General features: G+C 71.8%; 14 protein-coding genes. 1 reads left to right on the top strand and 13 read right to left on the bottom strand.

Annotated features, from left to right (window positions below):
• Positions 1-58: 58 nt before the first annotated feature.
• Entirely contained in the window at positions 59-472 is a 414-nt protein-coding gene (locus ACIQ7Q_RS13315) for a globin (protein ID WP_403859776.1), read from the bottom strand.
• Positions 473-569: 97 nt separating this feature from the next.
• Between ACIQ7Q_RS13315 and ACIQ7Q_RS13320 the strand changes: the two genes are divergently transcribed.
• Positions 570-1,568: a methyltransferase domain-containing protein gene (locus tag ACIQ7Q_RS13320; protein ID WP_403859778.1), complete on the top strand. Its 999-nt coding sequence runs from the start codon at positions 570-572 to the stop codon at positions 1,566-1,568.
• A 79-nt stretch (positions 1,569-1,647) separates the two neighbouring features.
• Here the strand turns inward: ACIQ7Q_RS13320 and ACIQ7Q_RS13325 are convergent, their stop codons facing one another.
• From ACIQ7Q_RS13325 to ACIQ7Q_RS13380, 12 genes are all read right to left on the bottom strand, one after another.
• Positions 1,648-2,961: an FHA domain-containing protein gene (locus ACIQ7Q_RS13325; protein ID WP_403859781.1), complete on the bottom strand. Its 1,314-nt coding sequence runs from the start codon at positions 2,959-2,961 to the stop codon at positions 1,648-1,650.
• A 63-nt stretch (positions 2,962-3,024) separates the two neighbouring features.
• Positions 3,025-4,383 carry a VWA domain-containing protein gene (locus tag ACIQ7Q_RS13330; protein WP_403859783.1) on the bottom strand — a complete coding sequence of 453 codons (1,359 nt, stop codon included), beginning with the start codon at positions 4,381-4,383 and terminating at the stop codon, positions 3,025-3,027.
• 124 nt (positions 4,384-4,507) lie between these two features.
• Positions 4,508-6,277: a protein phosphatase 2C domain-containing protein gene (locus tag ACIQ7Q_RS13335; RefSeq protein ID WP_403859786.1), complete on the bottom strand. Its 1,770-nt coding sequence runs from the start codon at positions 6,275-6,277 to the stop codon at positions 4,508-4,510.
• Positions 6,278-6,280: 3 nt separating this feature from the next.
• Positions 6,281-8,902, bottom strand: coding sequence for a tetratricopeptide repeat protein (locus ACIQ7Q_RS13340; protein WP_403859789.1), 2,622 nt, complete (start codon positions 8,900-8,902; stop codon positions 6,281-6,283).
• Positions 8,899-10,242: a hypothetical protein gene (locus ACIQ7Q_RS13345; protein ID WP_403859791.1), complete on the bottom strand. Its 1,344-nt coding sequence runs from the start codon at positions 10,240-10,242 to the stop codon at positions 8,899-8,901. Before ACIQ7Q_RS13345 ends, ACIQ7Q_RS13340 begins: the two co-directional genes overlap by 4 nt.
• Positions 10,243-10,330: 88 nt before the next feature.
• The gene (locus ACIQ7Q_RS13350) at positions 10,331-11,365 is read right to left on the bottom strand and encodes a glutamate ABC transporter substrate-binding protein (RefSeq protein ID WP_403859794.1); all 1,035 of its coding nucleotides are present in this window, start codon (positions 11,363-11,365) and stop codon (positions 10,331-10,333) included.
• Between the two features lie 11 nt (positions 11,366-11,376).
• Positions 11,377-12,771, bottom strand: coding sequence for a hypothetical protein (locus tag ACIQ7Q_RS13355; protein WP_403859797.1), 1,395 nt, complete (start codon positions 12,769-12,771; stop codon positions 11,377-11,379).
• Between the two features lie 392 nt (positions 12,772-13,163).
• Positions 13,164-14,171 carry an N-acetylglucosamine kinase gene (locus ACIQ7Q_RS13360; protein ID WP_403859800.1) on the bottom strand — a complete coding sequence of 336 codons (1,008 nt, stop codon included), beginning with the start codon at positions 14,169-14,171 and terminating at the stop codon, positions 13,164-13,166.
• Entirely contained in the window at positions 14,168-15,433 is a 1,266-nt protein-coding gene (locus ACIQ7Q_RS13365) for a 6-phospho-beta-glucosidase (protein ID WP_403859803.1), read from the bottom strand. Before ACIQ7Q_RS13365 ends, ACIQ7Q_RS13360 begins: the two co-directional genes overlap by 4 nt.
• 6 nt (positions 15,434-15,439) lie before the next feature.
• A complete protein-coding gene (locus tag ACIQ7Q_RS13370; RefSeq protein WP_403859806.1) occupies positions 15,440-16,342 on the bottom strand; it encodes a carbohydrate ABC transporter permease in 903 nt (300 codons plus the stop codon).
• Between the two features lie 3 nt (positions 16,343-16,345).
• Entirely contained in the window at positions 16,346-17,305 is a 960-nt protein-coding gene (locus tag ACIQ7Q_RS13375; protein ID WP_403859809.1) for a carbohydrate ABC transporter permease, read from the bottom strand.
• The gene (locus tag ACIQ7Q_RS13380) at positions 17,305-18,642 is read right to left on the bottom strand and encodes an ABC transporter substrate-binding protein (RefSeq protein ID WP_403859812.1); all 1,338 of its coding nucleotides are present in this window, start codon (positions 18,640-18,642) and stop codon (positions 17,305-17,307) included. Before ACIQ7Q_RS13380 ends, ACIQ7Q_RS13375 begins: the two co-directional genes overlap by 1 nt.
• Positions 18,643-18,667 lie beyond the last annotated feature (25 nt).

Consider the following 18,667-nt stretch of genomic DNA (forward strand, 5'->3'; position numbering starts at 1 on the left):
ACCCGATCGTGACCGTCCTGCATTCCGCTCACCGTCGGGAGGGCCCGGCTCAGCGGACTCAGTCGGGGGCGTTCACCATCGAGGCCGCGGCGTACGTCAGGTAGTCCCACAGCTGCCGCTCGTGCTCCTCGGCGAGGCCCAGCTCGTCCACAGCCGTGCGCATGTGCTTCAGCCACGCGTCGTGGGCGGCCCGGTCAACGGTGAACGGCCCGTGGCGCATACGGAGCCGCGGGTGGCCCCGGTTGTCGCTGTAGGTGCGGGGTCCGCCCCAGTACTGGATCAGGAACAGCGTGAGGCGCTCCTCGGCCGGACCCAGATCCTCCTCCGGGTACATGGGCCGCAGCAGCGGATCCTCCGCGACGCCCTCGTAGAAACGGTGGACGAGGCGCCGGAAGGTCTCCTCGCCGCCGACCTGCTCGTAGAAGGTCTGCTCCTGAAGGGTCCCGCGCGGAATCTCACTCACGCCTCCCATGCTCTCAGACCCACCGGCCGAAGACAGAGGTCCTAGGACTTCCCCGGTCACGGCCCGGACACTCGCTTCGGGGACGACCGGGCAGGAAAGTGGACCTATGGGGCAGCATGTGGACCGCTTCGCCGAACCGGCCGCCAAGGCGCGGAGGGCCATGGTGCGCGAGATCGTGGCCGGCGGCGGACTCACCGACCCTGCCTGGCGGGCCGCGTTCGAGGAGGTCCCGCGGCATCTCTTCGTCCCCTATTACTTCACCGGCCGGTTCACCGGCCGGACGGGCGGCTACGAACGGCTGTGGTGCGAGGACCCCCACCCCGTGAAACGCGAACGCTGGCTGCGCGGCGCGTACCGGGACGAGCCGCTGGCCACGCGTCTGCGCGACGGCGAGCTGCTCTCCTCCAGCAGCCAGCCCTCGCTCATGGCCCTGATGCTGCACGCGCTCGAGGTCACCGACGGGGACACGGCCCTCGAGATCGGCGCCGGCACCGGCTACAACGCCGCCCTGCTGTGCCACCGGCTCGGCGACGCGGCGGTCACGACCGTCGACCTCGACCCGGAGATCACCGAGTCCGCCCGCACCCACCTCGCGACCGCCGGTCATCGCCCCACTGTGATCACCGGCGACGGCGCACGCGGCTGCCCGGAGCGCGCGCCCTTCGACTGCGTCATCGCGACCTGCACGCTGCCGTCGATCCCGCTCGAATGGCCCGCGCAGTGCCACCACGGAGCGCGGATCGTCGCACCGCTGTCCACGGGCATCATCGTGCTGCGCGTCCGCCACGACGCGGAAGGCCGCGGAGCGGAGGGGCGCTTCCTGCGCACGTCGGCCTTCTTCGTACCGCTGCGCGGCGGTGCCCACCCACTGGAGGGCCGGGCCGGCGGGCTACCCAGGGGAGCGATCGAGAACGACCTCTTCCGCTTCCTGCTCAGCCTGACCGCGGGCAGCCTCGACCCGCGCGAGGCGCTGTCCCTGTGGGAACGCGAGCACCGCCCGGGGCGCAACCGATTCGGCGTCACGCTCAGCGGCGACCGCCAGTGGGCCTGGCTGGACGATCCCGAGGGACCGTACGTGTGGCCCCTCGGGCAGTTCGGCGGGTGAACGCACGAGGCGCGCGCCCCGTATAGAGGAGCGCGCGCCATGCATGCGGATGCCGGCCGGACGTCGCGGTGGTGGTGCGTCAGCCGCGGCGGACCGTGATCGTCGTCCAGGCGCCGACATGCACCCGGTCGCCGTCGTTCAGCGGAATCGGGACATACGGCTGGATCGGGTCCTCGCCGCCGTTGAGCGTCGTGCCGTTGGTGGAGTTCTGGTCGACGACCGCCCAGGATCCGTCCGGCTGCTGCACCAGCACCGCGTGCTGGTGAGAGACGCCCGGGTCCTCCGGAGGCACGGACAGGTCGATGTCGGGGGACTCGCCCGTGGACTGCCGGCGGCGGCCGATGGTGATCTGCCCGCCGGTGAGCGCCAGGTGCTGCTCGGGGGAGTACGCGGGCAGGTTGAGGCCGGTGGCCTCCGGGCCGCTGCGCTGCATCATCGCCAGGAAGTACTCGCGGTCCGGCCCGACCACGGCCGTCCAGCCCGCCGGAGCCGACTGGTGCTGGGGAGCCTGCGGCTGACCGGGGTGGGCGCCCTGCATGCCGGGGCCCTGCTGGTGCTGCTGCGGTGCGGACTGCTGCTGGAACGGAGGCGGCCCCTGATGGCCGGGTCCCTGCCGGCCGTGCGGTACCTGGGGGCCCTGGGGTCCCTGGTGACCGTGCGGGCCCGGCGGCGGGGGCGACTGGGTGCGGGACGGCGGCGTCAGCATCCAGTCGTCGCCGCCCGTCTGCGGGGGCTGCGGCGGCGCGGGCGGAGCCGGCTGCTGGAAGGCCGGGGGCGCCTGCGGTCCGGGCTGCTGCTGGAACGGCGACGGCGGGGGTGGCGGACCGCCCTGCGGCTGGAAGGGCCCCGGCTGCTGCCCACCGGGCGACTCGTGACCCAGCGGCTCGGCGGGCCGGTTCATCTGGGAGGGACGCGAGCCCTGGTACTCGAAAGGATCACGCTGCTGCTGCTGCTGGGGCGGCGGGGGGCCCTGGTGCGGAGAAGCACCCTGATACGGAGGAGGGCCCTGGTGGGGCGGGGGAGGCGGCGGCCCCTGGTGCGGCGGCCGTGCGGGCGGCCCCGGCTGGGACTGGAAGCCCGGCGGCAGGTTCAGCCCGCCCGACTGCTGGGGCGGCGGTGCCACTGGGGTGTACGAGGTCGCCGTGTGCGTAAGGAAGTTGTACCGGCACTCCTCGCAGAACGGCGCCATGGCCTCGCGCGGGGTGCGGCACTGCGGGCACAGCTCGGCCTGCGCCGTCGTGTTCGGATCGGACGGGCCCGGATAGCCGTAACCGGGCGGCGGTGGCGGCGGCGGTACGGCACCCGAGGGAGCGCCGGGAGGAGCCATGCGGTGGCCGCAGACCTCGCACCAGTCGTCGGAACCCGACTGGTGTCCGTTCGGGCAGGTCGGCATGTCGGCGCGTCCCCCTCTCCTTCATCCGGCCCCAGGGCCGTTTCACTGCGTGCTCTTGCGTGCTTACTTCTTGACGCGAACCGTCTTGGTGGAGCGCGTTTCGAGAGTCATCTCGTCCGCGTCCGCGACCTTCGCCTTCAGTCGCACAGTACCTGTCGCCGCATCGACGACGTCCACCACCTTCGAAAGCAGTTTCGCAGTGTCCTGGTTTCCGGAACGCGCCGCCAGCTGCACCGCGCGTCCCAGTTTTGCCGTCGCCCCGTCGAAATCGCCCGACTTGCGGGCCTCGAGTCCCTGCTGGATCACCTCCGCCAGCTCGGCCTGACCTGTGTAATGCGCCACTTGCCGATTGATCGCCGTCGAGGCCGCCATGTCATCGGTCCACACCGCACGGACGAGTCCGTGCGACAGCGCCTCGGGAGCGCCGCCGTCCGCCGCCGGGACGATCAGCGAGGCCCTGGCCGCCAGCATCTCCTGGCCGATTCCGGCCTGCGGCACCTGCACACAGATGTGGTAGTCGCGGGACTCGTCGCCCCAGGAGCCGGTCGGATAGTCGCCGGCCCGCGGTCCTGCCTCGGTGCGCCTCCCGCTGAGGTCCTCGACGGTCGGCGCGACCTGCTTGACGTACGTGATCTCCACACCGACCGGGGTCCACAGCCGCAGCGCCACGTCCGCGACCTCCTTGCCCATCGCGTTCTCCATCATCTGCGTGAAGTCCGCCGCCAGGCCGCTGGGATCGGCCACGATGTCGGCCGTACCGAGCAGCGCGGACGCGATGCCGGTGACCTCCTTGACCTCCCAGTCCGTGCCGACCCCGCGGGCGTCGCAGGTGAAGCGGCCGACGCAGTCGTCGAGTGCGGCCCGTAGATCCTGCGGGGACTCGTGCTCGTTGCGGCCGTCGGTGAGCAGGATGCCGTGCCGTATCGCCGCGTCGGAGGAGGAGAGCAGCCGGTCGGCGAGACGCAGCCAGGTTCCGATGGCGGTGCCACCGCCGGCCGTGAGCGCCCGCAGCGCGTCCTTGGCCCGGGCGCGGGTCGTCGGATCCGCGACGGCGAGCCGCCCGCCGCCCGGATAGACCTCGAGCGCCTTGTGCGTGCCCGCGACCACGGCGAAGGCGACGCCGTCGCGCAGGGTGTCGATCGCGGCGGCCGTGGCCTCCCGCGCGTTGCGCAGCTTCGTCGGCGGGTAGTCCATCGAACCGGAGCAGTCGACCATGATCACCACGCCGGCGCCGGACTGCAGGTCCGGCACGGCGGAAGGGGACGCGCCGGCGCCGTGCAGGGGCGCCCCACCGGTGGTGCCGCCGCCGGTGGAGGTGACCGTGACGATCGCGTTCACCTCACGGCCGCCCTCCGGGAGGTATTCGTTCTGGTACACCTCGACGGAGAACTGCGGCACCTGGGACTTCGAGAAAACGGCCATCTGATCGGCTCCTTGTGGCTCCGCCCGGCTCCGCGGGCGGAGCGAGGTGACAGCACGGGCGGGGGTGGGCAGGGGCTGACAAGAGCGGGCAGCGGCGGACAGCAGTGGTCGGTTCAAGCCGTGTCTAGGCCGATCCTGCCCCTTGCTCAGGAACGGCGAACGGCAGTACCGCCACTGTTACGTTGTCGTGGCCGCCGCCGTCGAGCGCGTGGCCGACCAGCATCTGCGCGCTGTGCAGGGGCCGTTCCGCGGCGTCGGGGGGGATGGCACGGGCCATGTCCTGCGCGCCCTCCGCGTAGTTCCACAGCCCGTCCGTGCAGACCACGACCACACCGGGTCGGTCCGGCTTGAATGCCGCGGTGTGCGGCTCCAGTTCGTACGCGTCGGCGCCGAGCCAGCCGGTGATGGCGTGGGCGCGCTCGTCCGCGTACGCCTCCGCCTCGTTCATCAGACCGGCGGCCACCATCTGCGCGGCCCAGGAGTCGTCCTCCGTCAGCCGCGCGGGCGGTCCGGATCGGTCGTCGGGCACCCAGTAGGCGCGGCTGTCGCCGACCCAGCCGACGACCAGCAGTCCGCCCGCCGCCACCGCGCCGACGATCGTGCAGGCCGGCGCGTTCTGGTGGCGGTGCGGATCGTCGCCCTCCCTCGAAGGGGTCTGTTCGGCCAGGGAGTTGACCGCCTCCGAGGCGGCGACGATCGCCTCGTGCATGGCCTGCTGGGGGTGGGTGCCGCGAGGCAGCGCCGCCAGCAGCCGCTCGTTGGCCGTGCTCGCGGCCGCCGCCGAGGCCTCGTCGGGGCGGGTCGCCGAGGAGACGCCGTCGCAGACGACGGCGACGACGGCCGGCGAGCCGTCCGGCAGGGCGGTGGAGGAGACGGCGAACGCGTCCTCGTTGCGGTGGTGCCGCAGACCGCGGTCGCTGACCGCGGCGACCGAGCCGAGCTCCTGCTCCATGTGGTCGCGTTCGCGGGGCTGGGCGTGGCCGCAGTTCTCGCAGTAGCCGTCGTCGTCCACCCGGCCGGCGCGGCATGCCACGCAGACCTTGGCCTGCGGCGCCGGGGGAGGAGCAGGCTGCGCGGCCGCGCGAGGGTCGGGGGCGCCCGGGACGGGCGCGGCGAGCTCGAAGTCGCCGGGGGGCGGGTTGTCGAACCGCACGCCGGATACGGGCGGTTGGCTGCCGCTGCCGCTGCCGCTGCCGCTGCCGCCGCCGGGGACGGGGTCGGGGCCTGCGGCCGCGGCCGGGCTCATGCCGTCGCCGGCGCGCTCGTGGTCCTCACGGCCGGTGGCCCCTTGCGGCTGCGATCCCGCTGCCGGTCCCGCGCTCGGTCCTGCGGCCGCCGGTACGGCTGACGGTCCTGCGGCCGGGACCGGGGGTCCTTCGGCCGCAGGTCGTTCGTGTCCGTGGTGGTCCGGGGCGTAGCCGGGTGCGGCCCCCGGCCCGGAGAATGTGCCGTGGCCGGTGCCGCCGTGGCCCGCCGGTCCCCCGGCGGCCGCTGCGCCGGCGGCGCGGGCCGGCCCATCTGCCTGTCCCGAGGCCGTGCCCGGTTCGCCCGCGGGCCGATGATCCCCGCCACCGGATGCGCCGACCGGGGCGTGCGAGGGCTGCGGCGGTACGCCGGGAGCCGCGTCCGGCGGTGACAGCTCGCCGCCGTCGGAGTCGGTGCCCCGCACATCGGCGGCGCGCTGGGTCGGGGTGGGTGTGCCCATGGTGTCGGTGCCGGTCGCGGCCGGCCACTCGACTCGGGTGCCGATGGCCACGGTGGGGCGGTCCGGCGACGCGGCGGGCACGGCCGACAGGTCGTACCCGCACGCCCCGCAGAACCGGTCACCGGGCTCCAGAGGTTCGTCGCAGCCCGGGCAGGTCGACCCGGCAGCCGGCTGGTGCTTCTGCGCCATCAATCACACCCACGTCCGGGGGCGGTAGCGGTTCGCCCGCTCCACCAGCTCTATCCGCTCCTCGCCGCGCTGGGCGAGCCGGGCGAGCACCCGGAAGGAGCGTTCCAGTCCGAAGCGCAGGCCGCGTTCGTCCAGCGCGCTGCCGAGAAGCATGGTAGGTGCACTCGGCGCGGTCGGAACGGACGGCCCGCTTCCGGGACTTCCGGAGAGTACCCAGTCGAGCGCTGTGCCGAGTACCTCTGTGGACAACTGCTCGCGCCGCACCGCGTCCAGGCCGAAGTCCGCGAGTGCTGTCACCTGCGCGGCGGCGGCCGACAGGTCCTCCAGCAGCGGCTCGTGCGCGGCGCGCCGCCGCAGCCTCGCCCGTACGGCGGCCACCCGTGCCGCCGTGTAGTGGATCGACGACTCGGGCACCGACTCCAGGGTCCGTACCGCTCCGGCCCGGTCGCCCGAGGCGAGCTGCACCCGGGCCAGCCCGAACGCCGCGCTCACATGGCTCGGATCGGTCGTCCACACGAGCCGGTAGTAGTCCGCCGCGTTGTCCAGCTGGCCGAGCACCTCCGCGCACAGTCCGAGCGCCAGCTTGGGCGCGGGCTCGCCGGGGAACGCGTCGTAGATCGCGTCGAAGGACAGCGCCGCGGCCTCGTGGTCGCCGGTCACCAGCGACGTGACACCGCGGTACCAGACCACCCGCCAGTCGTCCGGCTGCTGCTGCTCCATCGTGGCGAGCGCTCTCGCCGCGGCGGTCAGGTCGCGCATCTCGAGACGCGCCCGCAGTTCCCGCAGCCGGGTCTCCGGCGAGCTCGCGGCCGCCGCGTGCAGTGCCGCGACCAGCTCGGCGGGAGCCGAGGCCATCAGTCCGGCCAGGAAGCCCGCGTTGGGGTCGGTCGGGTCGACGCGCGGCACCGGCAGGGCGAGCGAGGTCGCCCGGGTGTCGAGAACGGCGAGATGCGGGGCGAGCGCCAGGGCTGCCGGCGCCGGGTCGGTGAGGGGCCCTGCGGGCGAACGGGGCGCGGGGACGGCGGCCTGTGGCGCGGACCCGGCGGGGCCCGGCAGTCCCGGCGGGGCCGCGCCGGCCGGCTGCGGTGCGGTGGCCTGCGCCGGGACGCGCCCCGCCGCACCGCGCTTGCCGCGCGCGGCGGCCCGAACGCCCAGGCTCGAGACGTCATCGGCCAGCTCGGCGAACAACTCCGTGTCCGTCACGCGCAGTTCCGGGCCGAACAGCGTCGACAGGGCGGGCCGAGGGCGGCCCGTCTGCATGGCGACGACCTCCCTGAGCACGCCCGTCAGCTGCTCGGCCATCTCCTGCGCGGAGGCGAACCGCCGGGCGGGGTCCGGGTCCGTGGCCCGCACCAGCAGCCGGTAGAACGACTCGTAGGTCGCGAAGACCTCGATGTTCTCCGGGTTCGGAAGACTGTCCACGAAGACGTTCGTGTAGCCCTGGAAGTCGAAGGTCAGCACGGCCAGCGTCCGCGCCACCGTGTAGAGGTCGGAGGCGACGGACGGGCCGACCTCCGCGACCTCCGGGGCCTGGTAGCCGACCGTGCCGTAGATCGCGGACTCGTCGTCGTCCATCCTGCGGACCGCGCCCATGTCGATCAGCTTCAGCTGGTCCTGCTGCTGGATGGCGTTGTCGACCTTGAAGTCGCAGTACAGAAGGTTTCTGCTGTGCAGATGGCCGAGTGCTTCCAGCGCTTCGATGCCGTACGCGCAAGCCTGATCGACCGGCAGCGGGTCGCGCCGTCCGTCCGGCCCGCGCCGCTCGTTGGCGATCTCCTTGAGCGACTTGCCGCCCACGTACTCCATGACGATGTACCCGTCGAGGGAGCCGGTGCGCTGGTCGAGGTGCTCGACGAAGTTGTAGATCCGGACGATGTTGGAGTGCTCGATCTCGGCGAGGAAACGGCGCTCGGAGATCGCGGCGGCCATCGCGTCCTGGTCGCCGGTGTCCAGCAGGCCCTTGAGCACCACCCACCGGTCGGAGACCGCCCGGTCCACGGCGAGGTACACCCAGCCCAGTCCGCCGTGCGCGAGACAGCCCACGACCTCGTACTGGCCGTGCACGATGTCGCCGCCGTTCAGCTTCGGCACGAACGAGTACGGGTGGCCGCACTTGGTGCAGAAGCCCTCCGTGCGGCCCGGCCGGTCGCCACGCGCCCGCCCGACGGGCGCGCCGCAGTCGGAGCGCGAGCAGAACCGCTTGCGCTCCGGCACCTGCGGGTTCGCCATGACCGCGGAGCGCGGGTCGGGGCGCGGAACGTCCGGCACGGCCACCAGTCCCGCACCGAGCCGGTTGCGGGCCGACGAGGCCGTCGAGGAACCCGAGCTGCGGACCGAGACCGACCGCGCGGAGGTGCTGCTGCCGGAGAGCGTGCGCGACAGCCGCCCCGACACCGAGCGGCGCGACGACGCCGAACGCGACGAGGCCCGCGAGGAGCGGGAACTGCCGCGCGCCGACGAGGAGCCCCGGCTGCCGACCGCGATGCCGGTGGGCGGCGACGAGACCAGGCCGGTGGACGACACCACCGGCGCCAGACCGCAGGTGTCGCAGTACAGCTCGCCGCTGCCCATGTCCTCGTACGAGCCCTCGCAACCGGGGCGCTGGCAGTTCTTGTTCCCGCTCATGAATCCCCCCTGCGGTCGGTGGGCCCCGACTCCGGTCCGGCCGCTCTGGGCACCAGGACCTCCGCCGCGGCGTGCTGGTAGCGAAGGACCGCCTGCTCGGCGGCGCGCAGATCGCACGGCGCGCTCCACAGCATGCGGCGTGCCGCGTCGTACCGCTCGATCAGCAGTGGGTCCTCCCCCATGCCGTGCCGGGCGACCTTCGCCTTGTACGCGTCCAGCCGGCCGCGCAGCTCGGCGCGGACCGCGAGCGGCGCGGTGACGGCCGTCAACGACTCCCGGGCCCGCAACAGTTCGTCCTCGGCCTCCCGTTCCAGCGATTCGAGCAGGGGCGACAGCCTGTGCCACCGCGCGTGACGGCGGTGCTCTGCGGCCGTGGCGAGGCGCTCCTGCAACGCGGTCGGCGGTCCGCTGACGGCGGGCACCTCGGACGCGGCGATCTTCGCGAGGACCTCGCCGCGCGCCGCCCGGGCCTCCGTCAGCGTCCGGTCGGCGCGCGAGAGCACGTCCCGCAGCCGCAGCAGCCGCTCCTCCGAGTCCTGCCGGACCTGGAGGACGGCCTCGATCTCGCGGCGCACGTCCTCCAGGGCGCGCGCCGCCCGGTCGTAGCGCTCGGTGTCGGGGTGTCCGCCGCCGGGCGCGGAACTGCCCGCCGCCGGCTGCCAGAAGGCGAGCGGGTCCGACACGACCTGGGCGCGCAGCGCGGACAGATCGTGGGTGATGGACTCCAGCTCGTCACCGGACGGGTGCTCGCCCGGTCGTACCCCGACGGAGTGCGCGAGTGAACGGGTGCGCTGCAGCTCGGCGGAGAGCAGATCGATACGGGCGGGCAGCGCCGACCACACCACGTCCGCGGCGACCACCACGTCCAGCGAGGACGCGTACAGCTCGTTCATCCGGGCGACGAGCTCCTCGAGGCTGAACTCCTCCGAGAGCTTCGCGGGTCCGGTGATCTGCGGCGCGGCGTGGGCAGCCGCGCTCGCCACGGTGACGCTGCGCCCACGCAGCCGCTCGGTCAGCTCGGCCAGGTCCTCGCGGCTGGACCATCGCCGGCGGGCGCGCAGCTCGCGGATGTCGGTCAGGGCGGCGGTGTAGGCGTCGAAGTAGCCCCACAGCAGGGTGATCTGCTGGTCGGTGGTGGCCCAGCGGTCCTTGGTGACACCGGTCAGCTCGGCGCCTTCGAGCAGCCTGCGGCCCGCGTGGTCCTGCAGCGCCAGCAGCGAGGTCTCGACCGCCTCGTGCTCGGCGTCGAGCCGTGCCAGCGCACGGTCCACCTCGTCCCGGTCCATCACCGGCCCGTGCGGTCTCCCCGCCGAGCCGGGGAGGGGTCCCGCGACGCCCATCGATCACCTCTCCGTTCCGCTTGGCTGCCTGTAGTGCCTGTGATGCCTGTAGTGCCTGTGTGCGGCGCTCGCCCGAGGGCCCTTCGGCCTACCCGTCCCGGTACTTGGGCTGCGGCGGGCCGGCTGTGCCCGGCAGGTCGGCGGCGAGCCACTTGTCGTACGCCTTCTTCCAGGCGTCCTTGCGGTAGTCGACCAGGACCTGGTTCACCCGCCGCACCAGGTCGTCGTTGCCGAGCTTGGTGGCCACGCCGTAGTACTCGGTGGTGAAGGGCGCATCGCCCTTCAGTTCGACCGCCGGGTCCTGCGCCGCCTGGCCGGCCGCCAGGGCGTTGTCCGTCACGATCGCGTCGACCAGGCCCTGCTGGAGCCTGACCAGGCAGTCCAGCTGGTTGGGCACCGTGTACACGTCCTCGTCCGCGCTCTGCCCGTCGAACGTGTCCTTGAAGGTCGCGCCGAAGCTGTTCTTCTCCAGCACCTCGTATGCGGTCGAGCCCTCCGCGGAGCAGATCCGCTTGCCGGTGAGGGACTTGTCGTATCCCGTGATCCTCGAGCTCTTCGGGGCGAGCACCTGCTGGCCCGCCTGGAAGTAGGCCGTGGAGAACGCGACCTGCTTGATACGGCTGCAACTGATCGTCATCGTGCGCACCACGATGTCGACCGTGCCGTTCTCCAGGGCGGCGATGCGCTGGTTGGTGGGGATGGCGCGGAAGATGACGGCGTCCGGGCTGCCGAGGATGTCCTCGGCGATGGCACGGGCGAGGTCGATGTCGAAGCCCTCCAGGCCGCGGTCGGCGGGATTGCGGTAGCCCCAGCGGTAGCTGTTCTGGTCGACACCGACGACCAGCTTGCCCCGCTCCTTGATCGCGTCGATGTTCGGCCCGTCGTCGGTGGACGGCGTCAGGGAGGCCTCGGGGTCCTCGCAGGTGTCCGCCTTGGCGGGCACAGCCGAGGCCACACCCTGGCCGTGGTGCTCCGGCAGTGCGTCGGCGCCGTCGTGGGACAGCGGCAGCAGGGTGACGGCGGCGGTCAGCGCGCATGCGGCGGCCATCCCCGCGACGCCGCCCCAGCCGCGCAGCCTGCGCGGAGTGCGCCGGCCGCCGGGACGAGTCCTGGTGTCCGTCATCGCTCCCCCTCTCACCGGTACTCCGAAAGCCTGCGGTTGATCCCGACGATCGCGCCCACGGCGCCCAGCACGCCCAGGGCGGCCGCGCCGATCGGTAGCGCGGCCAGCGCCCCGCGCCCGTCCTTCGCGGCCTGAGTGAACTCGCGCTGCTCGTGCGCCAGTGCCTTCTCCAGAGCCGCGTCCACCCTGTCGAACGACTCGCCCGTGGAGCCCTTGGCCCCGATGACCTTCCGGACCGCGCCGTCGTAGTCACCCGACCTGTCGGTCGCGGTGACGTCTTTGTGGCGCTCCTGCCACTCGGTCACACCTTCGGCGGCGTCCTGGACCGGCTCGCGGCCCTCGCCGTCGTCGGCCAGCCGCTCCGCCCGGTGCAGCTGCTCGCCGAGTTCCTTCATGCCGGTCGCGTAGTCCGTCTCGTACTTGTCGCTCTTGCCGTCGTTGGTCAGCACGGCGCCTCGCGCCACGAGGGTCAGGTTCTCGTTGGCGCGTGCCTTCAGGGAGTTGATCCGCGCGTCGTTGAGGACCTTGAGGGACTGCTGGCCGTGCACCTCGGCGTCGTTCAGCTGCGCGCGCGCCACCGTGTGTCCCACGGCGAGCCACAGCAGCACCACCGTGGTCGCCGCCGTCGCCGCGACCAGGCCATGGTTGAACACGCGGTTCGTACGGCGGTAGTTGCGCCGCTGCGCCCACACCAGGGCCGCGACGGCCACCGCACCTGCCGCGAGCGAGAGGACTGGCCAGAACCGTGCGTCATCGTCGTCCTCGACGAGTCGCGCCGTCTCCGCGTCGTACAGCTTCTGGGCGGCGGGCAGCAGATCCTTGGTCATCTGCTCGTTCGCGAAGCGGAGATACGCGCCGCCCAGCGGCCGGCCGAGCCGGTTGTTGGCCCGAGCGGTCTCCATCAGGCCCGTGTAGCGCGGCAGCGCCTCGTTCAGCCGGGCGATCTGCCGGCCCGACTCGCTCGAACTCTCGGTGTTCGTGGCGGCCTTGACGAGCAGACGGGACGCGCGCGCGATGTCCCTGTCGTACCTCTCGGCGACCTCGCGCGGCTCCTCCGTACCCGCCAGGAAGCCGCTGGAAGCCGTCGTGTCCGCGTCCGCGAGCGAACGGTAGATCGAGGCGGCGTCGGCGCTGAGCGGCTGGCTGCGGCTCACCACGTCGTCCGCCGCGCCGGCGCGGGCCGAGATCTCGAAGGCCGCCACCGTGCCGAACGCCAGCACCAGCGCCGCCAGCACGGCGCCGATGATCTGCAGCCGCCCCGGTTCCGTCGTCGCCGCGACACGCAGCCGCCGCCGGCCCTCGGCCCAGGCGCCGCGACCCGCGGTCGGCCGGCCCGGCGGCTGTACGGACGCGTGCCCCTGAGCCGACGGAGGCGTCGCTGTGCGCACGTTCGGCGGGTGTGTCACGTGACCTCCCCCTTGGTCGCTGACGTCGGCCCGCCTCCCCCGGCGGGTCGTGGGACTACTCCCGGCCAGCAGTATGGCCGCAGGGGACCTTCTCACACCACAATTGACCCGATCTTGCCGTCCCCACCATGTATACGCTCCCCGACCTGGATCGGTTCCCTCGGCGGAACCCTCTCCGCGGGTGCGGAGCGTGCTCCCTCGTCGGCGCTCCGCCCCGAACTCCCCACGGCCCGTCGGCCCGTGGCAGCCTCCGCCGGGCCCGCCAACGTTCGGTGGCGCCGCGCGGAGCGTCTTGCGGGCCCGGGGCTTGCTCCCCACGCGCCGGAGCCGCACATCGGTACAGCGCGAAGAGGAGGGGGGATCCCCCCCGCGGCGGTCCCGCCTCCCCACGTCTACCCGTAATGGGCCCGTAGCGTCGCCCGTGACGTCGACGGCGCTCCGATGTGGTCCAGTCCCAGCAGCGCCGCCCCCAGTACCGGCGCTGCCGTCACCACCTCGACCACGGCCTTCGGTGCCACGGCCGCCAGCAGTTCGCGGATGCGCCCGTCCAGGTCCGGGTGGCGTGCGGCCAGCACGCTGCCGCCGAGCAGTACCGGCACCTCCTCGTCGAGGAGTTCGAGGCGGCGCAGCGCCACCGTCGCCATGGCCACGACCTCCTCGGCCTGCCGGTGCACCAGCGAGCGGGCCACCGGGTCGCCTTCCGCGCTCGTCGCGAACAGCACGGGGGTCAGTTCGTGCTTGCGCGACGCGGCGACGCGGCCCAGGTGCAGTGCCTCGATCAGCTCGTACACCGAGCCCAGGCCGAAGTGCGCGGGCAGCGTGGCGGCCAGGGCCGTCGGGGCGCCGCGGCCGTCCTCGGCGCGTGCCGCGGACCACAGTGCCTCCTCTGCGAGGCCCGCGCCGCCGCCCCAGTCCCCGGAGATCTTCCCGATCGCGGGGAAACGGGCCGTGCGGCCGTCGGGCAGCATGCCCACGCAGTTGATGCCCGCGCCGCACACGACGGCCACGCCACGCGGCTCGTCCACACCGGCGCGCAGGATCGCGAAGGTGTCGTTGCGCACCTGGGTCGTGCGCCCCCAGTCACGGTTGTGCAGTGCGGTCGTCAAGTCCCGTTCCTCGACGGGCAGATCAGCGTTGGCGAGACACGCGGAGACATGCTCGACCGTGCCGGTGACGCCGGCCTCGGCCCTGGCCTCCTCGACCGTCGAGGCGAGGATGTCGACGGCCACCGCGACACCGACCCGCGGCGGCTGGAATCCGGGCCCCCGGCTCGAGGCGAGCACGGAGCCGTCCGAGCCGACGAAGGCCACGTCGGTCTTGCTGTTTCCCGCGTCGACGGCGAGTACCACCGGGGGCACCACGGGCGGTCCGGGGCGGCTCCCCGCGGGAACTTCGGTCACGCCCACGCGAGGTGCTCCTGGTTGTGCGCGATCAGCTGATCGGTGAGCTTCTCGGCGTACTCGTACTGGCCGATCAGCGGATGCGAGAGCAGCGCCTTGAAGACCCGGTCGCGTCCGCCGCGCAGGGCGGCCTCCAGCGCCAGGTCCTCGTACGCGGTCACTCCCGCGAGCAGCCCGGTGTACAGCGGGTCGAGTTCGTCCACCGGCAGCGGTGTCGCCCCCTTGGTGCCGACCGCCGCCTGCACCTCGATGACGGCGTCGTCCGGCAGGAAGGGAAGCGTGCCGTTGTTGTACGTGTTCACCACCTGGTACGGAGATCCGGCGCCGCCGAGCAGCGAGGCGGCGAGGTCCACGGCCGCCTCCGAGTAGTACGCGCCGCCGCGCTTGGCGAGCAGCTCCGGCTTCTCGTCGAGTGCCGGGTCGCCGTACATCTCCAGCAGCTGCTTCTCCATCTCCGCGACCTGTGCCGCCCGCGACGGCTTGGTGCGCAGCTCCCGTACGACCTCGTCGTGGCCGTAGTAGTAGCGCAGGTAGTACGAGGGCACGACGCCGAGGCGGTCGATCAGATCCCTCGGCATGTGCAGATCGGCGGCGACGGCGTCGCCGTGCTCGGCGAGCAGCCGCGGCAGTACGTTCTCGCCTTCCGGCCCGCCCAGCCGCACCGCCCTCTCCCAGGTGAGGTGGTTGAGCCCCACGTGGTCCAGATGGACGTCGGCGGGGGCCACGTCCAGCAGCCGGGCGAACTTCCGCTGGAAGCCGATGGCGACGTTGCACAGGCCGACGGCCTTGTGTCCGGCCTGCAGCAGTGCGCGGGTGACGATGCCCACCGGGTTGGTGAAGTCGATGATCCACGCGTCGGGGTTGGTGCGGCGCACGCGTTCGGCGATGTCCAGGACGACGGGCACGGTGCGCAGCGCCTTGGCGAGACCGCCCGCGCCGGTGGTCTCCTGGCCGACACAGCCGCACTCGAGCGGCCAGGTCTCGTCCTGGTTGCGCGCGGCCTGCCCGCCGACGCGCAGTTGCAGCAGGACGGCGTCGGCGCCGGCGACACCCGTGTCGACGTCCGAGGTGGTGACGATCCCGCCGTCATGGCCCTGCTTGGCGAAGATGCGCCGGGCGAGGCCGCCGACCAGTTCGAGCCTTTCGGCAGCGGGGTCGATCAGGACGAGTTCCTCGATGGGCAGCGTGTCGCGCATCCGCGCGAATCCGTCGATGAGTTCGGGGGTGTAGGTTGAACCACCCCCCACGACAGCGAGCTTCATGTCTGACTAGCCCTTCACTCCGGTCAGTGTGACGCCCTCGATGAAGGCCTTTTGTGCGAAGAAGAAGACCACGATCACCGGTGCCATGATCATCACCGTGGCGGCCATGGTCAGGTTCCAGTCGGTCTGGTGGGCGCCCTTGAAGGACTCCAGGCCGTAGCTCAGGGTCCAGGCGGCCGGGTTCTCCGAGGCGTAGATCTGCGGTCCGAAGTAGTCGTTCCAGCAGTAGAAGAAGTGGAACAGCGCCACCGCCGCGACGGCCGGCCTGGCCATCGGCAGCACGATCCGCACCATCGTGCGGAACTCGCCGCAGCCGTCGATCCTGGCCGCCTCCGTGTACTCCTTCGGGATGGTCAGCAGGAACTGCCGCAGCAGGAAGATGGTGAAGGCGTTGCCGAAGGCGAACGGGATGATCAGCGGCCACAGGGTGCCGGCCAGGTCCAGCTGCTTCGCCCAGAAGAGGTACATCGGCACGACGACGACCTGAGGCGGCAGCATCATCATCGCGATGACCATCATCATCGCCAGATTGCGGCCGCGGAAGCGGAACTTGGCCAGCGCGTACGCCACGGGGATGCTGGAGCCGACGGCGAGCACGGTGCCGAGCCCCGCGTACAGCAGCGTGTTGCGCCACCAGGTCAGGAATCCGGGTGTGTTCCAGACGGTGGCGAAGTTGCCCCACTCCCATGTGCGCGGCCACAGATCGCGGGTGAGGGCCTGGTCGTCGCTCATCACGGCGGTCAGGAACACGAAGACGAACGGCAGCAGGAAGAACAGTGAGGCGGCGATCGCCAGCGAGTGGATCGCGATCCACTCCAGCGCCGCCCGGCGCCGCGCGGAGCGCCGCGCGGCGGTGCTCCTGGGGCGCTGCGCCGCCGAGGGGTACGCGGTCGGTGTCATGGTGGTCATGATTCAGTCCTCCGCCGACATGAAGCCGGAACGCCGCCGCATCAAGAACGCCGTGAAGGCCATGGCCAGGACGAACAGCACCAGGGCGACCACACAGGCCGCGCCGGTGTCGAAGCGCTGGAAGCCGAGGTTGTACACGGTCTGCGGCACGGTGAGCGTGCTCTTGTCGGGGTAGCCGGGCTCGAACTGCTGTCCGGAGCCGCCGATCACCCCGCTCGCCACCTTCGCCGCCACCAGCGGTTCGGTGTAGTACTGCATCGTCGCGATCACACCGGTGATCACGGCGAACAGCACGATGGGCGAGATGTTCGGGAGCGTGACGTAGCGGAACCGCTGCCAGACTCGGGCCCCGTCCAGCTCCGCCGCCTCGTACTGCTCCTTCGGTACGTCGAGCAGCGCCGCCATGAAGATCACCATCAGGTCGCCGATGCCCCACAGGGCCAGGATCGTCAGCGACGGTTTGGACCAGGCCGGGTCGGTGAACCAGCCGGGGGCCGGCAGCCCGATCCCCTCGAGGATCGTGTTCGCCGGTCCCGTGCCGGGGTTGAGCAGGAAGACGAAGGACATGGTCGCGGCGACCGGCGGGGCCAGGTAGGGCAGGTAGAAGAACGTCCGGAAGACCCCCGCCCCCGTCTTGATCTTCGTGATCAGCAGTCCGATGCCGACCCCGAACACCACCCGCAGCGACACCATGACGACGACCAGCCACAGGGTGTTGCGCAGGGCGGGCCAGAAGAAGGGGTAGTCGGTGAAGACGTACGACCAGTTCTTCAGTCCCACCCATGTCGGTGGGGCGAACCCGTCGTACTTCATGAAGGAGAAGTAGACGGTCGAGACCAGCGGGTAGACGAAGAAGACCGCGAATCCGATCAGCCACGGGGAGAGGAAACCGAGTGTGCGCAGTGCCGACCTGCGCCGCCTCGTCCGCAGGGCGCGGCCGGCGTCGAGGGCGGTGGCGGCCATCAGCGGGCCTGCTCGTTGTCCTTGTCGACCTGGGCGTCGGTCTTCCGCAGGCCCGCGTCGAGGTCCTTCTCCCGCCCCGCCTCGTAGCGCACACCCAGGTCCTGCGCGGTGAGCAGGAACGCACCGCCGTTGACGGACGACGGTGCGTGAGCGCTCTTGGGGTGCTGCGCGATGTCCACGAACGTGCGGTACAGCGGATCGTCGTTCAGCTCGGGCGACTTCAGGGCCGCCACGGTCGAGGGCACGTTGTGTATCGCGTTGGCGAAGGAGACGACCGCGTCGGTGTCCGTGGAGAGGTGTTTCACCAGCTCCCAGGCGGCGTTCTGTTTCTTGCTCACGTTCGCGATGCCGAGGATGGTGCCGGAGAGGTAGCCCTTGCCGTAGTCGGCCGCCCGGTCGTCCGGGACGGGGAAGGGCGCCGCGCCGATCTCGAACTTCAGGTCGGCGTCCGTGGCCATCTTCCCGCGCCACTCCCCGTCGAGTTGCATGGCCACCTGGCCGGTGTGGAACGGGTGCTTGGGGCCCCACTCGTCGCCCAGGCCGGTGCGGTACTTCTCCAGTTTCCTGTATCCGCCGAGCTTCTCGGCGAGGTTCTTCTGCCAGACGAACAGTTCCTTGGCGGCCGGGTCCTCGGCCAGGTTGGACTTCCCCTCGGCGTCGAAGTACTCCACGCCGAACTGCGAGGCGTAGTGCTCGAACGTCGTCTCATAGCCCTGGAAGTTGGGCATGAAGCCGAGCTGCTCGTAGCTGTCGCCCTTGGCCTTGGTGAGCTTCTTCGCGACCTCGTCGAACTCGGAGAGGGTCTTCGGAGGGGCGGCGATCCCAGCCTCCTCGAACGCCTTCTTGTTGTAGTAGAGGCCGTACGCGTCGCCCAGCAGCGGGACCGCGCACCGCTTGCCGTCGTGCTCGGTGTATTTGGCCATCTGGGGCAGGAAGGTCTTCGCCGGGTCGATCTTCGACTTCTCCAGGAACGGCTTCAGATCGGCGAGCGCGTTGGTGGTGCAGAACCTGCCCACGTTGTCGGTGGTGAAGGAGGAGACCACATCCGGCGCGTTCGAACCGCCCGCGCGCAGCGCCTGGTTCAGCTTGTCGTCGGTGATGCCCTTGACGGTCTTCACCTTGATGTGGGGGTGCGCCTTCTCGAACGACCTGATGTTCGCCTCGATGGCGGCGACCTCGCTCGGCGCCGACCAGCCGTGCCAGAAGGTGAGCGTCGTCTCGGCGTTCGGATCGTCGGAGGCAGTGTTCTGCGCCTGGCCGGTACAGGCCGTTGCGAGCAGCGATATCGCGGCGGTCGCGGCGAGTGCGGCGGCCGTGGTCCGGGGGTTTCGGGGCATGACGGTGCCTCCCTGTGACAAGGAC

It is taken from the genome of Streptomyces sp. NPDC096176 (assembly GCF_044763255.1).
In the GTDB taxonomy this organism is placed as follows: domain Bacteria; phylum Actinomycetota; class Actinomycetes; order Streptomycetales; family Streptomycetaceae; genus Streptomyces.

Coding starts and splice junctions, on each gene's coding strand:
- ACIQ7Q_RS13365 (WP_403859803.1), bottom strand. CDS start 15,433: ATGAAGCTCGCTGTCGTGGGGGGTGGTTCAACCTACACCCCCGAACTC.
- ACIQ7Q_RS13345 (WP_403859791.1), bottom strand. CDS start 10,242: ATGGGCGTCGCGGGACCCCTCCCCGGCTCGGCGGGGAGACCGCACGGG.
- ACIQ7Q_RS13370 (WP_403859806.1), bottom strand. CDS start 16,342: ATGACCACCATGACACCGACCGCGTACCCCTCGGCGGCGCAGCGCCCC.
- ACIQ7Q_RS13320 (WP_403859778.1), top strand. CDS start 570: ATGGGGCAGCATGTGGACCGCTTCGCCGAACCGGCCGCCAAGGCGCGG.
- ACIQ7Q_RS13335 (WP_403859786.1), bottom strand. CDS start 6,277: ATGGCGCAGAAGCACCAGCCGGCTGCCGGGTCGACCTGCCCGGGCTGC.
- ACIQ7Q_RS13330 (WP_403859783.1), bottom strand. CDS start 4,383: ATGGCCGTTTTCTCGAAGTCCCAGGTGCCGCAGTTCTCCGTCGAGGTG.
- ACIQ7Q_RS13380 (WP_403859812.1), bottom strand. CDS start 18,642: ATGCCCCGAAACCCCCGGACCACGGCCGCCGCACTCGCCGCGACCGCC.
- ACIQ7Q_RS13375 (WP_403859809.1), bottom strand. CDS start 17,305: ATGGCCGCCACCGCCCTCGACGCCGGCCGCGCCCTGCGGACGAGGCGG.
- ACIQ7Q_RS13340 (WP_403859789.1), bottom strand. CDS start 8,902: ATGAGCGGGAACAAGAACTGCCAGCGCCCCGGTTGCGAGGGCTCGTAC.
- ACIQ7Q_RS13350 (WP_403859794.1), bottom strand. CDS start 11,365: ATGACGGACACCAGGACTCGTCCCGGCGGCCGGCGCACTCCGCGCAGG.
- ACIQ7Q_RS13315 (WP_403859776.1), bottom strand. CDS start 472: ATGGGAGGCGTGAGTGAGATTCCGCGCGGGACCCTTCAGGAGCAGACC.
- ACIQ7Q_RS13325 (WP_403859781.1), bottom strand. CDS start 2,961: ATGCCGACCTGCCCGAACGGACACCAGTCGGGTTCCGACGACTGGTGC.